This window comes from Ilumatobacter sp., from assembly GCF_039969435.1.
Lineage (GTDB): Bacteria > Actinomycetota > Acidimicrobiia > Acidimicrobiales > Ilumatobacteraceae > Ilumatobacter_A.
This window is the reverse complement of sequence record NZ_JBDVNU010000020.1, coordinates 124,296-146,310: the sequence shown is the minus strand read 5'-3', so window position 1 is coordinate 146,310 and position 22,015 is coordinate 124,296. Positions and strand designations below refer to the sequence as shown.

General features: G+C 69.8%; 13 protein-coding genes. 9 read left to right on the top strand and 4 right to left on the bottom strand.

From position 1 onward, the window contains the following. Positions 1–4 precede the first annotated feature (4 nt). Entirely contained in the window at positions 5–802 is a 798-nt protein-coding gene (locus ABJK40_RS11675; RefSeq protein ID WP_348480834.1) for an ABC transporter permease, read from the bottom strand. A 39-nt stretch (positions 803–841) separates the two neighbouring features. Between ABJK40_RS11675 and ABJK40_RS11670 the strand changes: the two genes are divergently transcribed. The 5 genes from ABJK40_RS11670 to ABJK40_RS11650 all read left to right on the top strand — a co-directional run bounded on the left by ABJK40_RS11670 (position 842) and on the right by ABJK40_RS11650 (position 7,104). Next, positions 842–2,401, top strand: a complete 1,560-nt coding sequence (locus tag ABJK40_RS11670; protein WP_348480835.1) for a hypothetical protein — start codon at positions 842–844, stop codon at positions 2,399–2,401. A 47-nt stretch (positions 2,402–2,448) separates the two neighbouring features. Next, a complete protein-coding gene (locus ABJK40_RS11665) occupies positions 2,449–2,706 on the top strand; it encodes a hypothetical protein (RefSeq protein WP_348480836.1) in 258 nt (85 codons plus the stop codon). Beyond that, positions 2,703–4,787, top strand: coding sequence for a glycosyltransferase (locus ABJK40_RS11660; protein WP_348480837.1), 2,085 nt, complete (start codon positions 2,703–2,705; stop codon positions 4,785–4,787). The genes ABJK40_RS11665 and ABJK40_RS11660 overlap by 4 nt, the downstream gene beginning before the upstream one ends. A 215-nt stretch (positions 4,788–5,002) precedes the next feature. Beyond that, positions 5,003–5,329, top strand: a complete 327-nt coding sequence (locus ABJK40_RS11655; protein WP_348480838.1) for a hypothetical protein — start codon at positions 5,003–5,005, stop codon at positions 5,327–5,329. Next, the gene (locus ABJK40_RS11650; RefSeq protein ID WP_348480839.1) at positions 5,326–7,104 is read left to right on the top strand and encodes a glycosyltransferase; all 1,779 of its coding nucleotides are present in this window, start codon (positions 5,326–5,328) and stop codon (positions 7,102–7,104) included. Before ABJK40_RS11655 ends, ABJK40_RS11650 begins: the two co-directional genes overlap by 4 nt. Positions 7,105–7,161: 57 nt before the next feature. Here ABJK40_RS11650 and ABJK40_RS11645 read toward each other — a convergent pair whose 3' ends face one another. After that, complete coding sequence (locus ABJK40_RS11645; RefSeq protein WP_348480840.1) at positions 7,162–11,247, bottom strand: glycosyltransferase; 4,086 nt, start codon at positions 11,245–11,247, stop codon at positions 7,162–7,164. 248 nt (positions 11,248–11,495) lie between these two features. Between ABJK40_RS11645 and ABJK40_RS11640 the strand changes: the two genes are divergently transcribed. Together ABJK40_RS11640 and ABJK40_RS11635 are read left to right on the top strand one after the other, a co-directional pair. Further along, positions 11,496–13,787 carry a glycosyltransferase gene (locus ABJK40_RS11640; protein WP_348480841.1) on the top strand — a complete coding sequence of 764 codons (2,292 nt, stop codon included), beginning with the start codon at positions 11,496–11,498 and terminating at the stop codon, positions 13,785–13,787. Between the two features lie 10 nt (positions 13,788–13,797). Then, positions 13,798–16,551, top strand: coding sequence for a methyltransferase domain-containing protein (locus ABJK40_RS11635; protein ID WP_348480842.1), 2,754 nt, complete (start codon positions 13,798–13,800; stop codon positions 16,549–16,551). A 66-nt stretch (positions 16,552–16,617) separates the two neighbouring features. On the opposite strand, the gene ABJK40_RS11630 is transcribed toward ABJK40_RS11635, so the two are convergent. Continuing rightward, positions 16,618–17,745: a glycosyltransferase gene (locus ABJK40_RS11630; protein ID WP_348480843.1), complete on the bottom strand. Its 1,128-nt coding sequence runs from the start codon at positions 17,743–17,745 to the stop codon at positions 16,618–16,620. Between the two features lie 340 nt (positions 17,746–18,085). On the opposite strand from ABJK40_RS11630, the gene ABJK40_RS11625 reads away from it, so the two are divergent. Together ABJK40_RS11625 and ABJK40_RS11620 are read left to right on the top strand one after the other, a co-directional pair. Continuing rightward, complete coding sequence (locus tag ABJK40_RS11625; protein WP_348480844.1) at positions 18,086–19,108, top strand: hypothetical protein; 1,023 nt, start codon at positions 18,086–18,088, stop codon at positions 19,106–19,108. A 125-nt stretch (positions 19,109–19,233) separates the two neighbouring features. Next, complete coding sequence (locus ABJK40_RS11620) at positions 19,234–21,279, top strand: hypothetical protein (protein ID WP_348480845.1); 2,046 nt, start codon at positions 19,234–19,236, stop codon at positions 21,277–21,279. Between the two features lie 69 nt (positions 21,280–21,348). Here the strand turns inward: ABJK40_RS11620 and ABJK40_RS11615 are convergent, their stop codons facing one another. After that, positions 21,349–21,954: an HhH-GPD-type base excision DNA repair protein gene (locus ABJK40_RS11615; protein WP_348480846.1), complete on the bottom strand. Its 606-nt coding sequence runs from the start codon at positions 21,952–21,954 to the stop codon at positions 21,349–21,351. Positions 21,955–22,015 lie beyond the last annotated feature (61 nt).

Genomic DNA, 22,015 nt, shown 5'->3' with positions numbered 1-22,015 from the left:
ATGCTCACAGTTCCTCCGCGAACCGCGGCGACAAGCGGTTGAAGGCCCATGCGCCGACGCCGAACATCACGAGCGAGTACATCGCGACTTGCGCCCAGCGGGCAAGACCCGGCCACTGCCCGTCGTAGAGGATCTCCTGGGATGCACGCACGAAGGCGCCCGTCGGTCCGAAGTTGACGATCAGCCGGAGCCACTCGTACTGGATCTCCTCGAGCACGAAGATGATCGGCGACGTGTAGAAGAGGAGTTGCGACACGATCCCCCACAGGTAGTTGACGTCGTGGAAGAACACGTTGGCGGCCGACAACAGGAGGGCCACGCCGGTGGTGAACAGCGTGACGAACACCATCAGGAGGATCATCGGGAACAGCCACGGCAGGACCATGTGCCCGAAGATCAGGAACGCCACCGAGAGCACGGCCAGTTCGATCGCGAACGTGACGAGTTGGGCGATGATGATCGACAACACGAGTTGCTCGTGGGGGAACGCGACCTTCTTGATCAGGCTCGCACCGCCCTGGACCGACCCGATCGACGCCGAGACCGAGATGGTGAAGAACTGGAACGGCAGGAGCCCGGCGAGGAAGTACAGGGGGAAGGTCTGGAGGCCGCTCGGATCGCCGACGGGGGCGGGGCGATTGAACACGTAGAGGAAGATGACCGAGAAGATCACCATCTGGCTCAACGGGTTGAGCAGGCTCCACGCCCACCCGAGCACCGACTTGCGGTACCGGGTGCGCAACTCCTTCAGCGACAGGAGGTAGAGGAGGTTGCGGTGCGCGACCGCAGTCCGGAGCGACATGCGATCCACGACGCTAACGCGCTGGCTAGCCTCTCCCACGTGACCGATGAACCGGCGACAGAAGCCGTTCGTCGCGTCGACGGCGACTCGCGCCCGACACTCGCCGGTCCATTCGAGGAAGGGGCTCCTTCCGTCTGGGATCGCACGGATTGGTGGGCCGTCGGCGCCCTGTTCCTCGTCTCGCTGATCCTCGTCGGTCTCCACGTCCGGGCGTACACCCAGTTGTCGCCGATCGACGAGCTCCAACACATCGACTACGTGATCAAGGCAGGTGACTTCGAGCCGCCGCACGTCAACGACCCGGTCGGGTTCGAGGCGATGGCGGAGGCCGCGTGCCGCAGCGTCGACGCTCCCGGCTACATCGGCCCGCCCTGTGGGCTCGACCGGTACGACCCGGAGGACTTCCAGGAGAACGGTGTGAACACCGCAGCTCGTCAGTTCCCCGTCTACTACACCATCACCGGTGTCATCAGCCGGTTCGTCGTCGCAACGGGCGCGATCGGCAGCCAGGTCACCGCGGCGCGCCTGGTCGGTGGGCTGTGGGCGGGTGCAGCGTGGTCGATGATGTGGTACGTGCTGGCGCTGCTGCGCATCGGCCGGGCGCGCCGGGTCGTCGCACTGGCCGCCCTCATCGCCACGCCGTTCACCCTGTTCCACGCGGCGACCGTCAACGCCGACGGACTGCTGATGTTCACCGGGAGCCTCTCTCTGGTCGCCACGCTGAAGTTCGAGGCGCGGCGCCTCAACGGCTGGCTGCTCCTGGTGTTCTTCGCAGCGCTCTACTTCTTGGAGGCGACCAACATCCTCGCGATCGCCACGTGCGCCGCCTACCTGGCCGTTCGCGTGTCGCGCTCGGCCGACGCTCCTGCACTTCGCCGGATCCTTCCCGCCGTCGCGATCGCGATGGTGCTGGTCTTCCGGCTGCGCGTGGCCGCCGCCGTCCAGCGGTTCCTGTTCCCGGCATCGCCGCGCACGCTGAGCGCCACGATGTTCACCGACAATGCTGCACCCGACGGCGTGGTGTGGGACCGCGTGCTCGCCCAACTCGACACGCTCTTCACCCCCGTGAACTACGCCTACGTCCCGTCGTTCCTGCAGAGCCAACGCACCTACGCCCTCCAGGAGGTCGTGAACTGGCTGCTGATCGGTGCGATGTTCGCCGTGGCGATCGGGGTGACGAGCGTTCGGTCGGCGTGGGCTCCCGGCCGACACGACGTACAGGGCGGTCCGGTCGCCGACGACCGCAACGCGGACCTCGCCGACGACCGCTCCGGAGATCCTGCCGGGGACGTGACCGTGCCGGTCGGTGGTTCCTCCGCGGACGACGACGTCGCTGACGGGATCGCCGACGAGCAGAGCCGGTGGCTGACCCGCTTCGGGATGGTGGCGCTCATCGCCGCGGGCCCGTTCTACACCTTCTCGTTCGCGTACTTCAGCGACGCCGACTTCCCGTCGCAGGCACGCTTCGCCCTCCCGCTGGTGACACTCCTCGTGGTCGGCCTCGCATCGGCGCTCACGACGAGATGGGCGATGGGGATCGCGTCGGTGGTCGTGACGCTCTCGAGTGCGAACCTGCTGTGGCTGCTGCTCACGCCCTGAGCACCGACCGAGAGTCGTGGCGTTCGGGGATGGATACCGTTGACGCGATGAACGATCGGGCGTCCGAGAGCGACATCGAGCGTCGGTTGACCGCTCTCGAAGCTGCGTCCGACGCCCGCCGCGCGGAGCTGCGCGCCGTGCTCGACGATCTGCCCGCTGCGCTGAGTCGCCGTGCTCTCGTGCGGGCTGCGGCGGTCGACCTCCGGCGCGCACCGGGAAAGGTCGACGTGGTGCGTCGGGGAGCGAACAAGGTCGCGCGGACCGTCCGGGCCGGTGTGGTGCGACGCCCGTCCACCGACCGATGACCTCCACTCCGGCCGCGCCTGCCGTGAACGTCTTCGTCTCGCCCGACGGCAACGCGTTCATGGCCGACATCGCCGCCTGGCTGGTCGACGCGGCGACGACGTGCGGTCGCACCGCCCGACTCGTCACGGACCGACTGCCCGAGCCCGACGGATCGGTCAACCTCGTCGTGGCTCCCCACGAGTTCTACGTCCTGCGGTCCGACACCGATGCCGAGGTCCGCGCTGCGGCCCGGTGCAGCATCCCGATCTGCACCGAGCAGCCCGGTACGCCGTGGTTCCGACTGACCGCAGGACTGTGCGAGGGCAGCCCGATGGTCGTCGACATCAACGAGGTCGGTGCCGACGCACTGCGCGACCAGGGCTTCCACGTGCACCGGCTCCGGTTGGGTGCGACCCCCACGATGCTCCATCCGTCGGGTGCCGGCCGCCGTGACGTCGACCTGCTCTTCCTCGGGGGTTCGACGCCGCGACGTGACCGGGTGCTCGCCTCGCTGGCGCCGGTGCTGTGGGACCGCTCGAGCGAGATCCGCACGTTCAGCTTCAGCCGACCCGTCACCGGCGACGAGCCCGGCCTCGTGTTCGGCGACGACAAGTACGCGCTGCTGGGACGGTCGACGATCCTCGTCAACGTCCATCGCGGCGGCGAGGACGGCACCGACGACGAGGTCGAGTACTTCGAGTGGGCACGGATGGTCGAGGCGATGGCCAACGGCTGCCTCGTCGTGACCGAACCGTCGACGGGTCACGAGCCGCTCGTGGCCGGCGAGCACTTCGTCGAGTGCGCCGCGGATGACCTCGCCGACACGGTGGTCGCCCTGTTGGCCGACACCGAGCGGCGAGATCGCATCGTCGAGGCCGCCCGAACAGCGGTGACCGGGTCGCTGGCGCTCGACCGAGCGGTGTCCGACCTGCTGGCTCTCGCCGACCCGGTCGCACAGCGGTTGTCGGGACGCGATGCGGACGAGCGGGTCGGCGTCGATGCCGAGGGAGTGGCGACCGATCGTCCGGGTCTCGGGTGGAGCCGTCGCCTCCGTGATCGCGTCGGTCGGTCGGGTCGCCGCGGCGGTGGATCCGTCCGGCCGGTGGTGCGGACGGCGCCGCCCCCGCTGCTCCCGGTCTTCGCGCCGTACCGAGGTCTGCGGCGAGACGTGTACGACCAGTTGCTCGCCGAGATCGCCCACCGTCGCGAACTCGGTCGATTCCGTTCGCTGCTCGATCACGGCGACCCCGACCACGTGGGCCGTACGCCGACCCCGGCGTGGGGACGCACCACGGATCCCCACGCGACCCGGACCGCCACCGATGCGGTCACCGCCGGCCCGGGCGGGGTGACGGACGCAGCCGACACCGTTGCGGACCGTGCATCGACTGCGGAGGTGAGCGTCGTGGTCACCGTGTTCGACTACGCCGACGTGGTCGTGGACACGCTGGACTCGATCGTCGCATCGCACGACGTGGACGTGGAGATCGTGATCGTCGACGACGCGTCGCGCGACGATTCGGTGGCGGTCGTGCGGGACTGGATGGGCCGTCACCCCGACACGCCGGTGCTGCTGCTCACGCGTGCGGCCAACCAGGGTCTGACACGGGCACGCAACCTGGCCATCGGCCATGCCCGGGCCGACCTCGTGATGATCATGGACGCCGACAACCTCGTGTACCCCACCTGTCTTCGTCGTCTCGCCGACGCGCTGTCCGACGACCCCGATGCCGCGTTCGCCTACTCCACGCTCGAAGCGTTCGGTGCCGACCCGGGCCTGCGCAGCGCGCAGGGGTGGTACGTCCCGTGGCTGTGCGACGCCAACTACATCGACGCGCAGGCGATGATCCGCAGATCCACACTCGACCGCTTCGACGGGTATCGGGTCGACGACACGATGTACGGCTGGGAGGACTGGGACCTCTGGCTGCGCATCGCGGCGGCCGGCGAGCACGGCGTCCACGTGCCCCAGATGCTGGGTCGCTACCGCACGCAGTCCGGATCGATGGTGTCACTCACCAACCTCGCCGCCGCCGACCTCCGAGCGGACCTGGTCGCCCGCTACCCGGACCTGCCGTGGCCCCCCACCGACCGGCCCTGACGCCCACCCCCGTCGCGCCCGGACCCGGTACACCAGCTCGGCCGAACCGTTCCTGTCAGCACATGTGGGCGAACATCCCCGTTGGGCTGGCAGGAACTCGGAGGTCGGATCTTCCGTCAGCGCAAGTCGGCCGATGGGCGAGATGCGCTGACAGGAAGAGCGGGACCGGGAGGAGGTGCTGGGAGTTGCGCAGGGCAGCTCTTACGATGCGGCCGATGGATGAGGTGGCTGGCGAACTCGAACGACTGCGTGAGCTGGTGGGCCCGTCGGAGACGTCGTACGCGTCGCTGCGCGAGGACCGGGACGAGGCCGTGCGGGTCGCCAAGGAGGCGATGGCCGACGCCGGCGAGTTGCGCGGTCACATCGTCGACCTGAGCGTGCAACTGTCGCGAGCCCGCCAGGAGCAGGAGTACCAGGAGGTCAGCGCTGCGATGACCCCGGCGGAGCGCGTGGTCTACCGGGCCCGCCGACGCTGGGCCACGTCGGCCACGCCGCGCCTCGCCGCCGCGTACCGTCGCGTCGAGCAGGCGTTGAACCGGTGACGGATCGGACCGGGCAGCCGGGTCCCGAGGCGGTGGTCGGGGAGCCGGATGACGACGACGTGACCGCGCCGATCGAGCGGCCGGGATGGGGCGCGGTGACCGTGCACACGCCGCGCTTCAGCGTCGTCACGACGGTGTTCGATCCGGAGCCCGAGCACCTCCTGGCGTGCATCGCGTCGGTCGATGCGCAGGCGGCCGATCCCGCCGTGGCCGCCTCCGGGATCGAGCACGTGCTCGTCGACGACCGGTCCACGCGGCCGGAGGTGGCCGCCGTTCTCCGAGGGGCCGCCTCGACGTCGCACCCGGTGACCCGCGCCGTGATCCGTCGTGATCACAACGGCGGCATCGTCGCTGCATCCAACGACGCACTCGCCGCCGCGACCGGCGACTTCGTGGTGTTGCTCGACCACGACGACGTGCTCGCCGACGGTGCGCTCGCCTCGGTCGCCGCCGTCCTGGACGCCGACGACTCGATCGACGTGGTGTACAGCGACCACGACCTGATGCGTCCCGACGGCCGGTGTGCCTGGCCGATGTACAAGCCCGACTTCTCGCTCGAACGTCTGCGACACCACAACTACATCACCCACCTCGTCGTGGCCCGACGCTCTCTGGTCGACGAGGTCGGAGGGTTCACCCCCGGTACCGACGGCGCCCAGGACCACGACCTGCTGCTGCGCCTCGCGGAGGTGGCGGCACCGTTCCATCACGTTCCCGAGATCCTCCTCCATTGGCGCCAGGCGCCGAACAGTTCGGCGCTCGACAGTCGCAACAAGCCGGCCGCGATCAGCGCGGAGGTCCGTGCCGTGGCGGCGCATCTCGAACGGTGCGGCATCGACGCCGAGGTCACCGAGACCGGCCGGCCCGGTGTGGTGCGGACCCGTCGTCGCATCGTCGGGCGACCGCTCGTGTCGGTCGTGATCCCCACCCGTGGCAGTCGGGGAAGGGTGTGGGGTGCGGAGCGGATCTTCGTCCACGACGCGGTCTCGTCGATCGTGGGTCGTGAGCCCGACGTCGATCTCGAGTTCGTCGTCGTCCTCGACGCCGGGAGCGAACCCGTGGTCGAACGAGGGCTGCGGCGGATCGCGGGCGACGCGCTGCGCATCGTCCACTACGACCGACCGTTCAACTTCTCCGACAAGATCAACGAAGGCGTCTCGGCGGCAGCGGGGGAGTACGTACTGCTGCTGAACGACGACACCGAGATGATCGAGCCGGGCAGCATCGCCGAGATGGTCGGCCTCGCACAGCAGCCCGACGTCGGCATGGTCGGCTCGAAGTTGCTCTTCGACGACGGCACCCTCCAGCACGGCGGGCACCTGTACCACGGCACCATCACGCACTCGCTGCTCGGGTGGGCGTCGACGCACCCGGGTCCGTACAACATGGCCAACGTGGTGCGCGAGTGCGTCGGGGCGACCGCAGCCGGGTCGCTGATGCGACGCGACGTGTTCCTGCGCGTCGGCGGGATGAACACCGACTTCCCCGCCAACTACAACGACGTCGACCTGTCGATGACCGTGCGCCACGCGGGCTACCGCATCCTGTGGACGCCCGAGGCGAGCTGGTACCACTTCGAGAGCCGCAGCTTCTCCCACCCGATCGACCCGGCCGAGACGGCGCTGATCGAACAGCGGTGGGGGCGCGAGCTGTACGTCGATCCGTACTCCAACCCGAACCTCACTCCGGGACGCAACGACTGGCTCGAGCTACCCGGTCGATCCGGCGCGCCGCCCTACGAAGACCTCCCCGACGGTCGCCGCTCCTGGGGCTGACACCGAGCAGAGTCGCGCCCACGCGGCCGGATCGGGTCCGACCCACTGGGGATTCGTTCAGAGGCGGCGCCTGATCGCTCCGGAGATGCGGCGGGTCTGGTCGCTCACTCGTCGAGCGAGAGGAGTGTCGGCGAGTCGCTGGTCGTCGTCGAGGTTCCAGCACCGGAAGCCGACGGTGACCTCCACCGAGCGCACGGTCGGGGCCAGAGCGGGGTCGATGTCGAGCAGGAGGTGACCGCCGGGCCGGTGTGCGAACCGGCTCCGGTCGATCGGGTGCGCATCGACCCACGTCAGGTCGTCGTCATCGAGTTCGACGAGGCGGGTTCCCTCGTCGAAGGTCCGCGTCGTCGTCAACCTGACCGCGAAGTGGGCGACCTGGACGAGTGCCGCATGTTCCCCTGCGTCGAAGCGCAGGCTGCGCAGCGATCCGACGTCACCGACGAGGCGGATCACCGACCAGCCCGCCGGAGCGACGTGGACGGCGCGTGCGATCTGCACCTCGGCCAGGTCGGATCCGACCTCGAACGCCGCCAGGCGTGCCACGCCCGACTCGCTCTCCGGTGCCAACCGGTCGAGTGGCACGCCGGCCTGCTGGGCGGCCAGTTGGGCGGTCAGCGACGGGTTCACCGCTCCCGCCAGTCCGGCGATCCAACTGCGGCCGTGGGGGTCGAGCAGGTCGACGTCACGTGCCGTGGCGTACTTCGTCGCAGCGGCGAGATCGCCCCCGGCGATCGACTGGAAGGAGGTGCCGGCGACGTCGTCGTGCGGCCACGCACCGAGCGCTTCGGCGAGATGCGGGCTCGGGGCCGTGACCGAATCCGACAGGAGGTGCGCGAACGCGGCCCGGAGATCGGAGTCGAACCAGTGGTCGTCGGTGAGGTCGCTGAGCCCGGTGGTGCGGTCGGCGAGACGGTCGACGACGAGACGCATCGCTCGCTGAGCGGACTGCAACGTCGGAGGGATCGGGTCGTGATCGACCGGTCGGCTCACGGGTTCGCCGGCCTCGTCGACGTCGATGAGGGTGCCGATGGCCGGGGTCATGATCCGCTCGATCGTGTCGGCGTGGTGAGCCACGGCTCGGCTGTACACCGATGCCGGAGCGTCGTCGGTGACGTTGGGCAGGTACGACAGCATCCGTGCGCCGCGTGCGAGACGTTCCTCGCCCGGCGCGGACAGAGCGAGGTACAGGCCGATCACCTCGTGGTCGATCCCACCGGCGCGCAGGATGCGGGTCAGCCCCTCCTGGATCGTGCCGCCCCAGCCCACGTCGGCAACGACCAGAGGGCCGTCGCCGAGCACGAGTCGCTCCCGGAGGTACGTGAGCACACGGGAGCGCAACTCGGCTGCGTGTTCGACGATCTGCGCGCGCAGCACGCTGTCCGCGGCCAGCGCTTCGTAGGCCTCGGCGATGTGGTCGGGGTCGGCCGCATCACCACCGAAGGCCGCCCGGACGCGTTCGGGGTCGCAGTCGAACGCCCGCACGACGTGGTCGACCGTCAGCCCGGATCGTCGAGCCAGCGCCGTGGACAACTCCTCGGGCGTCGCCTCGATCACGGCGGCGCGCATCGTCACCCATCGCGACACGTGGATCGGCACGGGCGTCGGTTCGGTGACGCGCCCCGTCGCCGTTGCGTCGAGCAGGTCGACGATCGTGGCTCCCTCGCGCAACATGCAGTGCACGTGCGTCGCGCCGAGATCGTGGGTGGTGGCGGCGACCCAACGGGTGAACCCGGTCAGCACGGGGCCGACCACGGCCGCGCCGAACTGGAACGACGGATCCCGCCCGAAGCGACCCGCGCCGACGAGTACCGCACGGGTGGCCGCCGAGATCCCGAGGTCGGTCCCCGACGCGGCGGACCACGTACGGATCGGGAGTGGCGGCAGGTCGACGTGGTGGTGTGACCACGGGATCTCGACGTGCACCGGGTGGGCTCCGAGCTTCGTCGCGGTCTCGGCATCGGCGATCTCGTTGTCGCCGACGTGCGCGACTCGATCGCGATCGACACCACGTCCATCGATGATCCGGGCGAGCAGACCGTGGGCCTTGCCGAGACGGTGGTCGGCGGACGTGACCACCTCGTCGACGAGGCTCATGTCGACACCCGCTGCGGCCAGGACCGTCTCGAGCTGGGGTGACGTGAAGTAGATGTCGCTCACGAGCACGACGGGCACACCCGCATCCTTCGCCCGCCGCAGGGCGTCGACGGCTTCGGGGATCGGCTGGAGCAGCTCGGATTCGAGCGCCAGTTCCGCCTCCCGCATGACCGTGCGGTCACCCCACGTCGCAGGCATCCGGTCCCAGATCTCGTCGAGCGTCACCTCGGGCGCGGCCACCTGTGGATCCACGATCAACTGAGCTTCGGTGATGTCGGACGACCCCTCGACCAGCTGCCGGCGACGCCGCTCGGACCAGTCCTGACGCGCCCTGCGCTCGGCCGCCCGACGCGCCGAGGCGAACACCGCCGGGGTGACGTGGTCCGGGAGCTGGATCCGGTGTGCAAGGCAGACGAAGACGTCGCCGGGCGTGGCGGCCGGGCGCGTGACGAGCGTGTCGAACACGTCGGAGGTGACGAGATCGACGCGGCCACCCGCGAGGAGGTCGGCGAGGCGCTCGAGGACGGTCGGCTCGCTCCACGCGGAGTGCGACGTGCCCAGCACGTCGAAGCGTTCGACCCATGCGTCGGGGTGGGTGCCCCGCGCCCGCGCGATGTCGTGCTGGTGCTCACGGCCGTCGGCAGGCTCGTGTTCGACACCTGGTTGGTCGCCGGAACCGAGTTCGGGCGGAGCGTCCGCCGGCACACGCAGCACGACGTCCGGACGGACGATCGCAGGGCGACCGTCGGCTGCGAGGCGTGCGCACAGGTCGGCGACGGCGACGTCGATCGACACGCCGGTGAGGAGCCCACCGGCCGCTTCGAACGTGGACCGCCGGATCGTGAACCCGGCAGGGGCGAGCGCCGACACCTCGCGGGCGACGAAGAACGCTCCCCACGGGCCGGGCGCGTCGCCGGGTTCGCCGACGAGACGATCATCCAAGGTCGGCTGGACGACCCGACCGATGCTCACCAGACGATCGTTCGAGTCGACGATCTTCGGCCCGGCGGCGCCCACGCCGTCGTCGAGCACTTCGACCGCGAGCGCCATGGCCCACTCGGCGTCGTCGCGTGCGTCGGGGTGCGTGTCGGGAGCGAGGAGACAGATCACGTCGGCTTCGGACGCGATGACCGCAGCGTTGACGTCGTCGACCGACGACTCGGCAACGATCCTGACGACGTCGATCGACGGCTCGTCGACGGTGTCGAGCGGCCCGAGGAGGACCGATGTGGTGGGTGTGCCGTCATGGATCACCGTCGTGGCCGTGCGGGCGATCCCCCTCCGGTCGAGTGCGGCCTGCGCGCACCGGCGCACTGCGTCGCACATCTCGGGCTTCTCGTTCGCGTCGAGGGCGCTCGAGCCGCTGATCGCCCGCCACGAGTAGAGGACTCGTGGAATGTGCCCCACGCGTCGGCCCGCGGCCTCCGAGCGCTCGATCACCCGCAGCCAGAAGTCGTAGTCCTGGGACGGCTCGAACTCGCGCTGCACCCGAATGTCGCCGATGGCGTCGCGCCGACCGGCCACGAGGTGGGCCAGGTAGTGATGACCCAGGTGACGACGCGGGCTGTAGTCGGGCTTGGGATAGTCGGCGAGCACCACACCGTCGGCGTCGATCAGTTGTTCGTCGGTGTAGACGACGTCGTGATCGGGGTGATCCCGGAAGTGCCGGACCAGCGCGTCGACGGCATCGGCGTGGACGACGTCGTCGTGGTCGCAGATCGTGACGATCGACCCGCTCGCGGCATCGATGCCGTCGTTGGTCGCGACGGAGATCCCACCGTTCACCGGGCGACGGATCAGCCGGCGGTTCGATGCGAGACCGACCCACTCCTCGAGCAGCGCGACCACCACGGGATCCGTCGAGGCGTCGTCCACCGCGATGCACTCCCAGTCCGACGACGTCTGTCCGGCGATCGCATCGAGCTGTGCGACGAGGACTGCAGGTGGTGGGTCGTACACGGCCAGCACGATCGACACCGTCGCATCGGCGGTCGGCGCGACCGCCCGGATCCGGGACGTGCCGGAGCGTTCGAGAGGTCGTCGTGGCACGCCGAGATGCTACCGAGGTCGCCCGGACCGCTTCCGGACCCGCATCGGGCGCCCGTCGGGACCGGTGCGTTCCGCGCCTGACGGAAACGTGTGCGACCGGACTCGGCCAGCGGCCTCGGGCGCACGAGTTTCGGCACGGAAGCGACGGCACGGCGGTGACATCGGCGAGCCGGACCGAGGGTCGGAGTGTCACCACGGGAGGACGGGCGGTCCCGACGACGCAGGAATGCGTCTCTACACTCGCCCGGATGTCCATCACCCGTGTCGACGTCGTCGTGCTGACGTTCGACCCTTCGCCGGGGATGCTCGAGGACGCGATCCGATCGCTGCTCGATCACACGCCGTCGGGTGGCGACACGGCGGTACGCATCCACGTCGTCGACAACGGGCGACGCGGAGCCGACCTGCTCGCGGCTGCCACGTGGGACGGACGTCCGCTCGACGAGATGGTCGACGTGACGGTCACCGATCACAACGGTGGCTATGCGGGTGGGATGAACGTCGGGATCGACGCAGCGGTCGACGACGACGCCGACGTGATCGTGCTGCTCAACGATGACGTGATCGTGACCGACGGATGGCTCACTGCGATCCTCGCCGAGTTCTCCGCGGACGATGTCGGAGCAGTGCAGCCACTGCTGGTCACCCCGGGCGGCACCGAGATCAACAGCGCAGGCGTCGTCCTCGACCGTTTCGGTGCCGGTCGTGATCGTCTGCGGGGCGACGCGGTCGCCGCAGCGGGTCTCGACGCCGTCGACATCGACGTGTTCACCGGAGGGGCGCTCGCCCTGTCGCGTGCGTTCGTCGACGACGTCGGCCGGTTCGACGAGCGGTTCTTCCTCTACTACGAGGACGTCGACCTGGCGCTCCGGGGCCGTCGTTCCGGGTGGCGGTACCGGCTCGCGCCGACATCGCTCGTGGAGCACCGGGGGAGCGCGACCACGGCCGATCTCGGCGACCGGGTCGTGTTCCTGCGCGAGCGCAACCGCCTCTGGTCGGTGGCGATGCACGGCCCGGCCTCCCAGATCGCTCGTGCGTCGTGGCTGTCGGTCCGCCGCCTCCGGCACGCCCCGCAGCGGGTCCATGCTCGCGCGCTCCTCCACGGAGTCGTCGGCGGGGGGCGGCGACTCGGCGAGCGTGCCGTCGCCCGGGCGACCGAACGTGCGGTCGGCCGACCGGCGTCGGACGTCGAGCCGGAGCCCGACGGCGGTCGGACGGACACGGGATCGACGGTCGGTCGCACTCCGATCACTGGGTTGCCGCGCCGGGTCGTCGCGAGCCGGCGCACTCGATCCGACGGCCGACGGGCGCGGCGCGTCGTCGGCACCCCCGGCGTCAACATCGTCGGCTACCACCACATCAGCAGTGGTCTCGGGAGCTGCGCCCGGCTGATGTACGCTTCGCTGCAGGCGGCGGGCGTCCCGGTCGTCGAGATCGACAACGACCTCTCCTCGAGCCCGCGACGCCGACCGGCTCGTCCGGTCCCCGTCGACCTCCACGACACCACGATCGCGATCGTCACGGCCTTCGAGTTCGACCACTTCGTCGAACGTTTCCCGCAACTCGTGGGACCCGGCAAGCGGATGATCGCCTGTTGGCTGTGGGAGCTCGAGGAGATCCCACAGCAGCACGTCGATGCAGCACGCCACACCCACGAGGTGTGGGCCACCACGACGTTCGTCCGCGACGCCTACGACGCCGTGATCGGCGACGAGGTCCAGGTCCGACTGGCACCGTTCCCGCTCGAGACCCCGACGCCCTCGACCGGCGGGGTCACGGCCTGGCGCAGGCAGTGGGGCGACGACACCGTGTTCGTGGTCAGCTTCGACTACCTGAGCATCGTCGAGCGCAAGAACCCGATCGGAGCGATCCGGGCGTTCCGAACCGCGTTCGACGAGACCGATGTGGCGGTGCGACTCGTCGTGAAGTCCATCAACGGCCACCATCGACCCGACGACGTCGATCGGGTCGCCGCGGAGTGCGCAGGCGACCCCCGGATCGAACTCGTCGACGAGCATCTCGACGACGACCGCCACCACGGCCTGCTCGCCGCCGCCGACGTTCTGGTGTCGTTGCACCGCAGCGAGGGGTACGGCCTGCATCCCGCCATCGCCATGTGGTTGGGCACCCCGGCCGTGGCCACGCGCTACTCCGGCGTGGTCGACTTCATGGACGACGACGTCGCCGCGATGGTCGACCACGAGTTGGTGGCCGTGACCAACGGCCAGGGCATCTACCCCGAGTCGGCGGTGTGGGCCGAGCCCGACCTCGCCGATGCGGCGCGCCAGATGCGTCGACTCGCCGATGACGCCGACCTGCGCCGGAGGCTCGGTCGCGCCGGCCATCGACGCATCGCCGACCAGCCGACACCGTCCCAGTTCGGCGAGGGCTACGCCGCCCTGCTGCGCTCGCCCGGACGCACGTCCGCCGATGCGCCCGACGCCTTCTTCACCGGACTCGACGCCGCCCGGTCCGCGTACGCGACCCGGATCCGCCAACGCCTCCGCGGCCTCGCCTGGCCCGACACCGCACGCCGTTAGGGTCACCCCGATGAGGGCCGGAACGATCGTCGCATCGAACTACCTGGCCATGGCCCGGGTGCTCGGCGAGTCATTTCTCGAACACCACCCCGACTCGACGTTCTGCGTGCTCGTGGTGGACGACGGCCCCGCCGACCTGCCCGAGAGCATCGGTGTCGTACGCCTGGGTGACCTCGACCTCGCACCCGCCGACGAACGCATGATGCGCACGGTCTACGACGTGATGGAGTTCTCCACGGCGGTCAAGCCGGCGTTCCTGCGCCACCTGCTCGCGGCCGGGCCGCAGACCGAAGCGGCCTGTTACCTCGATCCCGACATCCAGGTGTTCGCGTCGTTCGATGCGCAGGTCGACGCCGCCCTCGAACACGGCATCGTGCTCACGCCACACGTGCTCGCGCCCGTCCCGCGAGACGGCATGCGCGTGGACGAGGAGACGATCATGCAGTCGGGCATGTACAACTGCGGGTTCCTCGCAGTCGGTCCGTCGGCCGGTCCGTTCCTCGACTGGTGGGACGAACGGCTGCGTTTCGACGCCCTGGTCGACTTCGGGCGTGCGCGATTCACGGACCAACGGTGGGTCGACTGGGTGCCGTCGCTGTTCGACTTCACCATCGAGCGCGACCCCGGGATGAACGTCGCGTGGTGGAACATCCACGACCGTCCCATCGATCTCGCCGAGTCGGGTCCGATCGTCCAGGGCGTCCCGCTGCGCTTCGTCCACTTCAGCGGCTACGACCCGCAGCAGCCAGGCCTGCTGTCCAAGCACCAGATGCCGCGGCCGCGCACCGACCACGCGATCGGTACCGGGATCCGCACACTCGCCGACGCCTACGGCGCGCGTCTGATCGAACTCGGGCACGTGGTGAGCCGGCGGCGCGAGTACCCGTGGAACCGTTCGCACGACGGGGTGGAGTTGACCACCGACCTGCGGCGTGTCGTGCGCGACGCAGCGCTCGACGAGATCGACCGCCTCGGCGAGGTCCGGACCGTTCCGGACGCCTTCGACCCCACATCCGATTTCGCCGCGTGGGTCGCGGCCCGCACCGGCCATCGGGCCGCGCCGGCCTCCACCACCGACTCCACCACACCCGGCATCACCCGCACCGCCCCGAAGGTGGTGCATGGGTCGAAAGTGGTGCGGGGGTCAGACACCCGCACCACCGACACCCGCGACAACACGGTCGGTGATGAGGACGAGCGGAGGAACTACGACGTCGAGTTCGAATGGACCGACGCACACGGCCACGCCGTGCGACTGCTGCTCGATCACTGCGAGCCCGGCGTCGTCGTCGACCTCGGATGCGGCTACGCCCCACACGCCGAGGTCCTGCGCGATGCCGGATTCGAATTCGTCGGCCTCGACGTCGACGAGACGTCGTTGCAGGGCCTCGCCGATCGTGGCTTCGTCGCGCGCCGTGCCGACCTCGGTCGACCGGATCAGCTCGAGGAGATCATCGCGGCCGGACTCGCCGACCTCGGGAGTCGCTCGGACGTGGTCGCCGTGATGGCGCTCGACGTGCTCGAACACCTGGTCGAGCCCGAACTCCTGCTGGCGATGCTGTCGGACTGGATGCGACAGTTCGACACGGCGGTGTTGGTGACGAGCGTGCCGAACGTGGCCCACCGCGACATCGCCGCCAAGCTCCTGGCGGGACGCTGGGACGTCACCCAGACCGGGCTGCTCGACCACACCCATCTGCGTTTCTTCACCGATTCCTCGATCACGGAGGTGATGGCGTCGGCCGGCTTCGCCGAGGCGATGCGCAACGATCGCACCGCGTTCCGTTCCGACCAGCGGTGGCCCGCCGGGTCTCCCTTCACCAGCCCGCACACGCCGCTGGCATCGACCGTCGCTGCGATCCGCGACCTCGCCGACGCTCACGGGGACACCTATCAACTGATCCGCGGCTACCGGGTCGACGCAGGCCCGTCGGCTCCCACGCTGATGGTGGCCGATCCGAGTCCGGCGGGCGTCGCGCTCACCGTGATCGCCGATCCGGGCCTCGACGCCGACGGCCTCGCCGCGTTGCGGGTCCAACTCGACGCACAGACCGCTGCGGACTGGGAACTCCTGGCCGTCGAGCGTCCGGTCACGGGCGGCGCCGAACGAATCCTGGCGCTCGACTCGCTCCTCGCCGAGGTGTCGGGTGCGTACGTGGCGTTCGTGGAACGCGGTGAACGGGTCGACCCGCGGTGGGTCGAGCAGTTCGTCGCAGCGATGACCGTCACGGTGGCGGGCGGCGCGCTCGACGCCGACGTGAGCGGCCGCGTCCTGCGCTGTGCCCTCGAGGCGTCCGACTCCGGGTCGGAGGATCCCGACGCTCCCGTCGCCGTGTCGCCTGCGTCGGCCGCGTTCGCGTTCCCGACGTCCGCTGTTCGCTCGCTCGGCGGTGGATTCGACGGCCTCGCGCATCCGGCGCTCCGCCTGCGCGGCGAACTGGTTCCGTACTGCGGAGAGACGGCCACGGACGTCGCGGCGGTCACGGCGTCGGACGCAACTCCGGAGGGAGACGACGGTCCGGCCGACACCGCCAGAGCTCTCGACTCGTCGCCGGTCGCCGCGATGCTGCGATCGGCCGCCGAACTCCCCGGCGTCGTCGAGGCGTTGCACGCCGAGATCGACCACCTCCGTGCTGCGAACATGCGACTGACGGAACACCGGGACCGGCTCGTCCGCGACAACGAATGGCTCAACTCCGAGTTGGCGCCCGTCCCCGTCCGCGTCGTCCGCCGGGTCCTGCGACGCAACGCCTCCCCCGACTGAACCCGACGGCATCGGGCACATCCCCGGTCTGCGTGACACTTCCGGTCGCCCGGACGCCCGAAAGTGTCACGCAAACGGGTGGTGGAGCAGGGTGCCGATGGTGGCGACCATGTCTGCTTCGTCGGGACGTGCGGCCATCCGTGATCGGGCGGCGGCGCCGAGCGCCCGCCGTCGATCGTCGTCGCCGACCAGTTCGCGCAACGCGGTGACCGCGTCGTCGAGGTCGGGGTCGGCCCACTGCGTTCCCGTCGGATAGATGGTTCCGCCGTCGGCGGCATCGATCATCGAGAACCCGACGAGGCGCGCACAGGTGTCGTTCATGAAGTCGAGGTTGCCGGAGTAGCCGGTGGCGATGCACGGCACTCCCATCCACATCGCCTCGGCAAGATGGGCGCCGAAGCCTTCGCCGCGATGCAACGACACGAGCACGTCGAGGTGGGAGAGGAACGCGAACTGGTCGGAGCGGGACAGGTGTGCGTCCCAGACGCGGATGTCGCGGCGCCCGGCAGCCCGCTCGAGCAGATGCCCGTGTGGCTCGGGGTGCATCTCGGCGTTGAGCGTCTTGATCACGAGGATCGGACCCTCGTCCTCGGTGAACGCCTGTACGAACGCGTCGATCGTGGCGAGCGGGTTCTTGCGTTCGAGGACGCTGAAGTGGTCGAACGTGACGCCGACCACGGTGCGATCGCCGGTGTCGGCGAGCGGTTCGAACGACGACCGGGCCCGCGACGAGGGAACCGGCTCGGCGATCGGGAGCGGGACCCGCCGGACCGGCACGGTGCCGACCCGCTCGAATGCGTCGCGGACGAAGTCGGTCGCGACCCACACCTCGTCGACCAGATCGAGCCCACGGACACCGGCGTCGGACAGCTGCGACATCTCCCAGAAGCAGTACGCGATCATCCGGTCCGTCGCCTCGAACAGTTCGGGGTGCCACTCCTGCAGCACCGGGAGCTGGTCGGCGGCGACGACGGCCAGCGTCGTCCGGTGAGCGATGACCTCGTCGGTGGGGAACGGCGGATCGACCGCCGGGCTCGGGGCGCCCGAGAAGGCCAGCGACGACGAGTCCACGCCGTGTTCGGGGATCGCACGCGCCATCAGGCGACCGATGTCGCCGAGTGCCAGCTGTTTGCCCAGGTAGCCGACGACGTTCACGCCGTCGCCGAGCGTGGCCTCCACCGGCCAGGCCGGCACGGGCGACGTAGCCGACGTGATCCGGTCATCGACGACGTCGGACGGGTTCTCGTCCGGTTCCTGCCGCGGGGGATCGGGGCGGGGGGCCGTGTCGTGCGGCCGAGCGGATCGCCTCGCGCGCACACGACGGACGACGGGACGGAGGAGGTCCTTGCATCTCGACACGGCCGACACCGAGCGGACCGTAGCGGCGAGACGACCTCGAGTCGGGCGCGATGCCATGTGGAGCACCCTCCTGCGACCACGATGCCCAGCGTCCGACCCTGCGGCCGCTGCCCTGCGTGACCGGCGGTTCACTGTCCGGTTCCGGTCCTGGTACTCCCTGAGTAACGTCCTCGGCGTGGAATCCGAGTCGACCTCAGTGATCGAACGCGGTCGTGCACTGGTGCGCGACGCGACACGGTCGGCCCGACGTCGGATCGCCGAGCGGACGTCGCTGATCGATCCGCCCGAGGTCGATCACGCCCGTCGGAACGCAGCATTCGGGGCCCACCGCAGGATCGGCGTCGTCCACATCCCCAAGTCGGCCGGCAGCTCGGTGTCGGCTGCGCTGGAGGAGGCTCTCGCCGACCGGACGTGGTCGCCGTGGGACTTCGACCCGGCGATGTTCGGCCCACTGCGAGACGAGCCCGTCCCCCCGACCGAGATCCCCCGCGTCATCCCGGACCCGGCGAGACTGCGAGAGTTCGACGCCGCGTCCGGGCACTTCGCTCTGTCCACGATGCTCGCCGGCTTCGATGCCGCCGACCTCGTCATGCTGCTGCGTGAACCGCGCAGCCGGTTGCTGTCGCACTACGAATACTGGCGGGGCCTCCCGGCGAACCTGCGCAGCGAGGACAGCACGTGGTCGGTCACCGCGTACGCCCGGGAACTCGATTTCGACGAGTGGCTCGTCGACCCGCGTACGGCGTACCAGACCGACAACGTCGTCGTACGGACCCTCCTCGACGGTCATGCGGCGATCCCGGACGACGATTTCATCGACCGGCGCGACCTCGCGTCGTTGACCGCACAGGCCGTGCGCACCGCGGCGTCGATCGGGTGGGTCGACGTCGTCGAGAGGGGACCCGCGATGTGGGACGGTCTGGCTGAGCGGATCGACCGGCCGCTCGACCGGCCGCAGGTGAACACGACCGAACGTCGTGCGGATCTGCCCACGAATGTCTCGGCCATGTTGTCGGATCGTGCCGTCACCGCGCTGCACCACAGCACGTCGGGGGACCGGGCGATCTGGACCGCTGTGGCACGCCGTCGTGGGATCGACGACCCCGACCTGCTCGCGGAGACCGCCTGGTACCGCAGGATGGGCACCACCCTCGACGCCCAGTCGACAGCTCCGGCACTCCTCGATCGGTCGGACTGAGCGCCGAGGTTCAAGATCGCGTCGGTTCGTGCCGATCAACGAGCGTGACGTCATTCGAACCACCGTCGCCTTTCGCGCCTCCCGCCCCCTTCGTCCCAGTCGACCCGGAGCCGATGGTCGCCCCGGTGTTCTCGCCTCCTGCGGCGATCGAGATCGTCGACGTCGGCGTCGCGCTGTCCACCCTCGACCCGAGCTGGACCGTGTACACCACGCCACGGATCGGCCTCGATCGGCCCGACTTCCTCGCGGTCCACGACCGCTTCGGCGTGTGCATCATCCACGTCCTCGACTGGACTCCGGACACCACGTGCGTCCTCCCCGACGGGCGCATCGGTCGACTGGGTGTCGACAACCAGTGGGCCCCGATCCCGCTCGACCCGCGCATCCCCGCCGCACGCAGCCGCTCGTCGATCTTCGACCAGTTCTACGCGATGCCCGAACACGGCGGCTCACCCACGGCGGCGATCCGCAGCGTGCTGATCCTCCCGGCCTTCACCACCGCTGCGGCCGGCGGCGTGTTCCCCCGATCGGACAACGATCGCCTCGCCCTCGTAGGCATCTCGGGTGGCGACGCCGTTGCGTTCGACATCGGCGAGGTGGTCCGCGGGTTCGGCTGCCAACCTCCGCCTGCACCCTCGATCGAGAAGCTGCGCCGCCACGTCGCCGCAGTTCCCGACTCCGTTCGACGCTCGTCGTGGGACCCGACCACCCCGCAGTCGATCATCGACATCGCGGAGAATCCTTCACAGCATCAGCACCGCCGGATCGACGGTGCGGCCGGCGCGGGGAAGTCGTCGGCCCTCGCGGCGCGTGCGGCCCGCCTCGCATCGGACGGCAAGCGGGTCCTCGCGCTGTCGTTCAACGTCACGTTCGCCAACGGGCTGCGCTCGATGGTCGACGGCTACTGCCGCCAGATCGGTGCCGATCCGACGCTCGTCACGTGCGCCAACTTCCACTCGTTCTGCACCCGCGTCGTGTCCGACGCGGAGTTGACCGGTGGCCACCTCGAAGCAACACGCGGCGCGCCGTGGACCGTCGCGATCGTCGAGAAGGCCGCACAGGCGTACGTCCAGGGTCGGGGTCCCCTGTTCGACGCCGTGATGATCGACGAGGGTCAGGACTTCACCGACGCGTGGTGGGACCTGCTCCACGACCACGTCCTCGTCGCCGGCGGCGAGACGTTGCTCGCCGTCGATCGGACGCAGGACATCTACGGGCGAACCGAGTGGCTGGACGACCCGCGACGATCCGACGCGCTCGGCGTCGAGACCGTGGGTCTGTCGACGACGATGCGACTCCCCGACGACCTGCTCGCGCTCACCAACGAGTTCGCGACCTCGAAGCTCGACGGGTCGTTGCAGTTGCCGACCCCGTCGATGGACACGTCCGCCGATCACGGATCGGTGCGGCGATGGGGCGACGTCGCCCGCGTCAACGACATCGGAACGGCGATCGGGCAGGAGGTCGTCGAACTCCTCGCATCGGACCCGACGTTGCGCCCGAGGGACATCGCGTTCGTGTGCGACTACCACCACGACGGCGTGCGCGCCGCCGCCGTGATCGAGCGCGCGGGCATCGCCGTGCACCACATCTTCAGTCGCGACCCCGACGATCCCCGTCGTCGCCGCAAGCACCGGTTCTGGACCGACGCCGACGCCGTGAAGGGGTGTACCGCCCACAGCATCAAGGGATGGGACTCCACCGCCGTGGTGTTGGGCATCGGTGCCGACGATCGCGCCAAACGCCTCGCGTACGTGGCGATGACACGGGTGCGCCGGTCGCCGGATCGTCCGTCGATCGTGTCCGTCGTCAACGCCGACGCAGCGCTGCGACCCTTCGGAGAACGTTTCGTCGCCGGGACGGCATCGCTCGGCGCTGCCTCCTCGACCCATGCGTCACCCCCGCCGCCACCACCACCGCCTCCGGTCACCGTGCAGCCGCCGCCTGCGCCACCCGCACCGAACCAGTCGGCGCCGTCACCGATGCGGGCGCCGTCACCGTCGTCGCCGTCACCGATGCGTGCGCCCGAACCGAACCAGACGACGCCGCCTCCGCCCGCTCTGGTGCCGCCCGCGCCGGCTCCGTTCGCACTCGTCGAGCCGGCGATGATCGCGACCGCCTCGGGGCTGGACGCCCCGGCGCCGGCGTTCGCCCCGCCACCGCAGCACTGACGCCCCGAGACCCGATCGTCGGGTACTCCGGCGGCCCGATCCCATCACCCGCCTGCGACCGAGCGGGTGTCAGGATGCCGAGGGACCGTCGACGATCGGGTTGTCCTGCTTGTCCTTCTTCGCGGCCTTCTGGGCCTTCTTCCACTCCCGCACCGCTGCGAGCGACGCCTCGTCGTGGATGTCGGCCACCGAGCGGGGAACGTCGTCGCCGAACTTGCCCGCTGCGTCTCGCCAGTCGTCGGGCTGCACACCCTGCGTCTTCGCGAGGATGGCCACGAAGATCTTCGACTTCTCGTCGCCGTACCCGGGGAGCGCTCTCAGCCGCCGATGGATCTCGCGTCCCGACTCGGCGTCGCGCCAGATGTTGCCCGCATCGCCCTCGTAGTCCTCGACGAGTGCGATGCACACCTGGTGGATCCGCTTGCCCATCGACCCCGGGAAGCGATGGATCGCCGGCTTGTCGCAGCACACGGCGACGAAGTCGTCGACGTCCATCGCGGCGATGCGAACCGGGTCGAGGTGCCCGAGTCGGGTCCGCAACGTCGAGGGACCCATGAACGCCCACTCCATCGGCACCTGCTGGTCGAGCAACATCCCGATCAGCAGTGCGTTCGCGTCGGTGTTCAGCAGCCCGTCCGCCGCCTCGTCACCGGTGATGTACAGCGATCCCGTCACACTCAGAACGTACTCCGGCCACCCCGTCACGGTGAGCCTGCGCCGGGCCGGGGGCGACCGA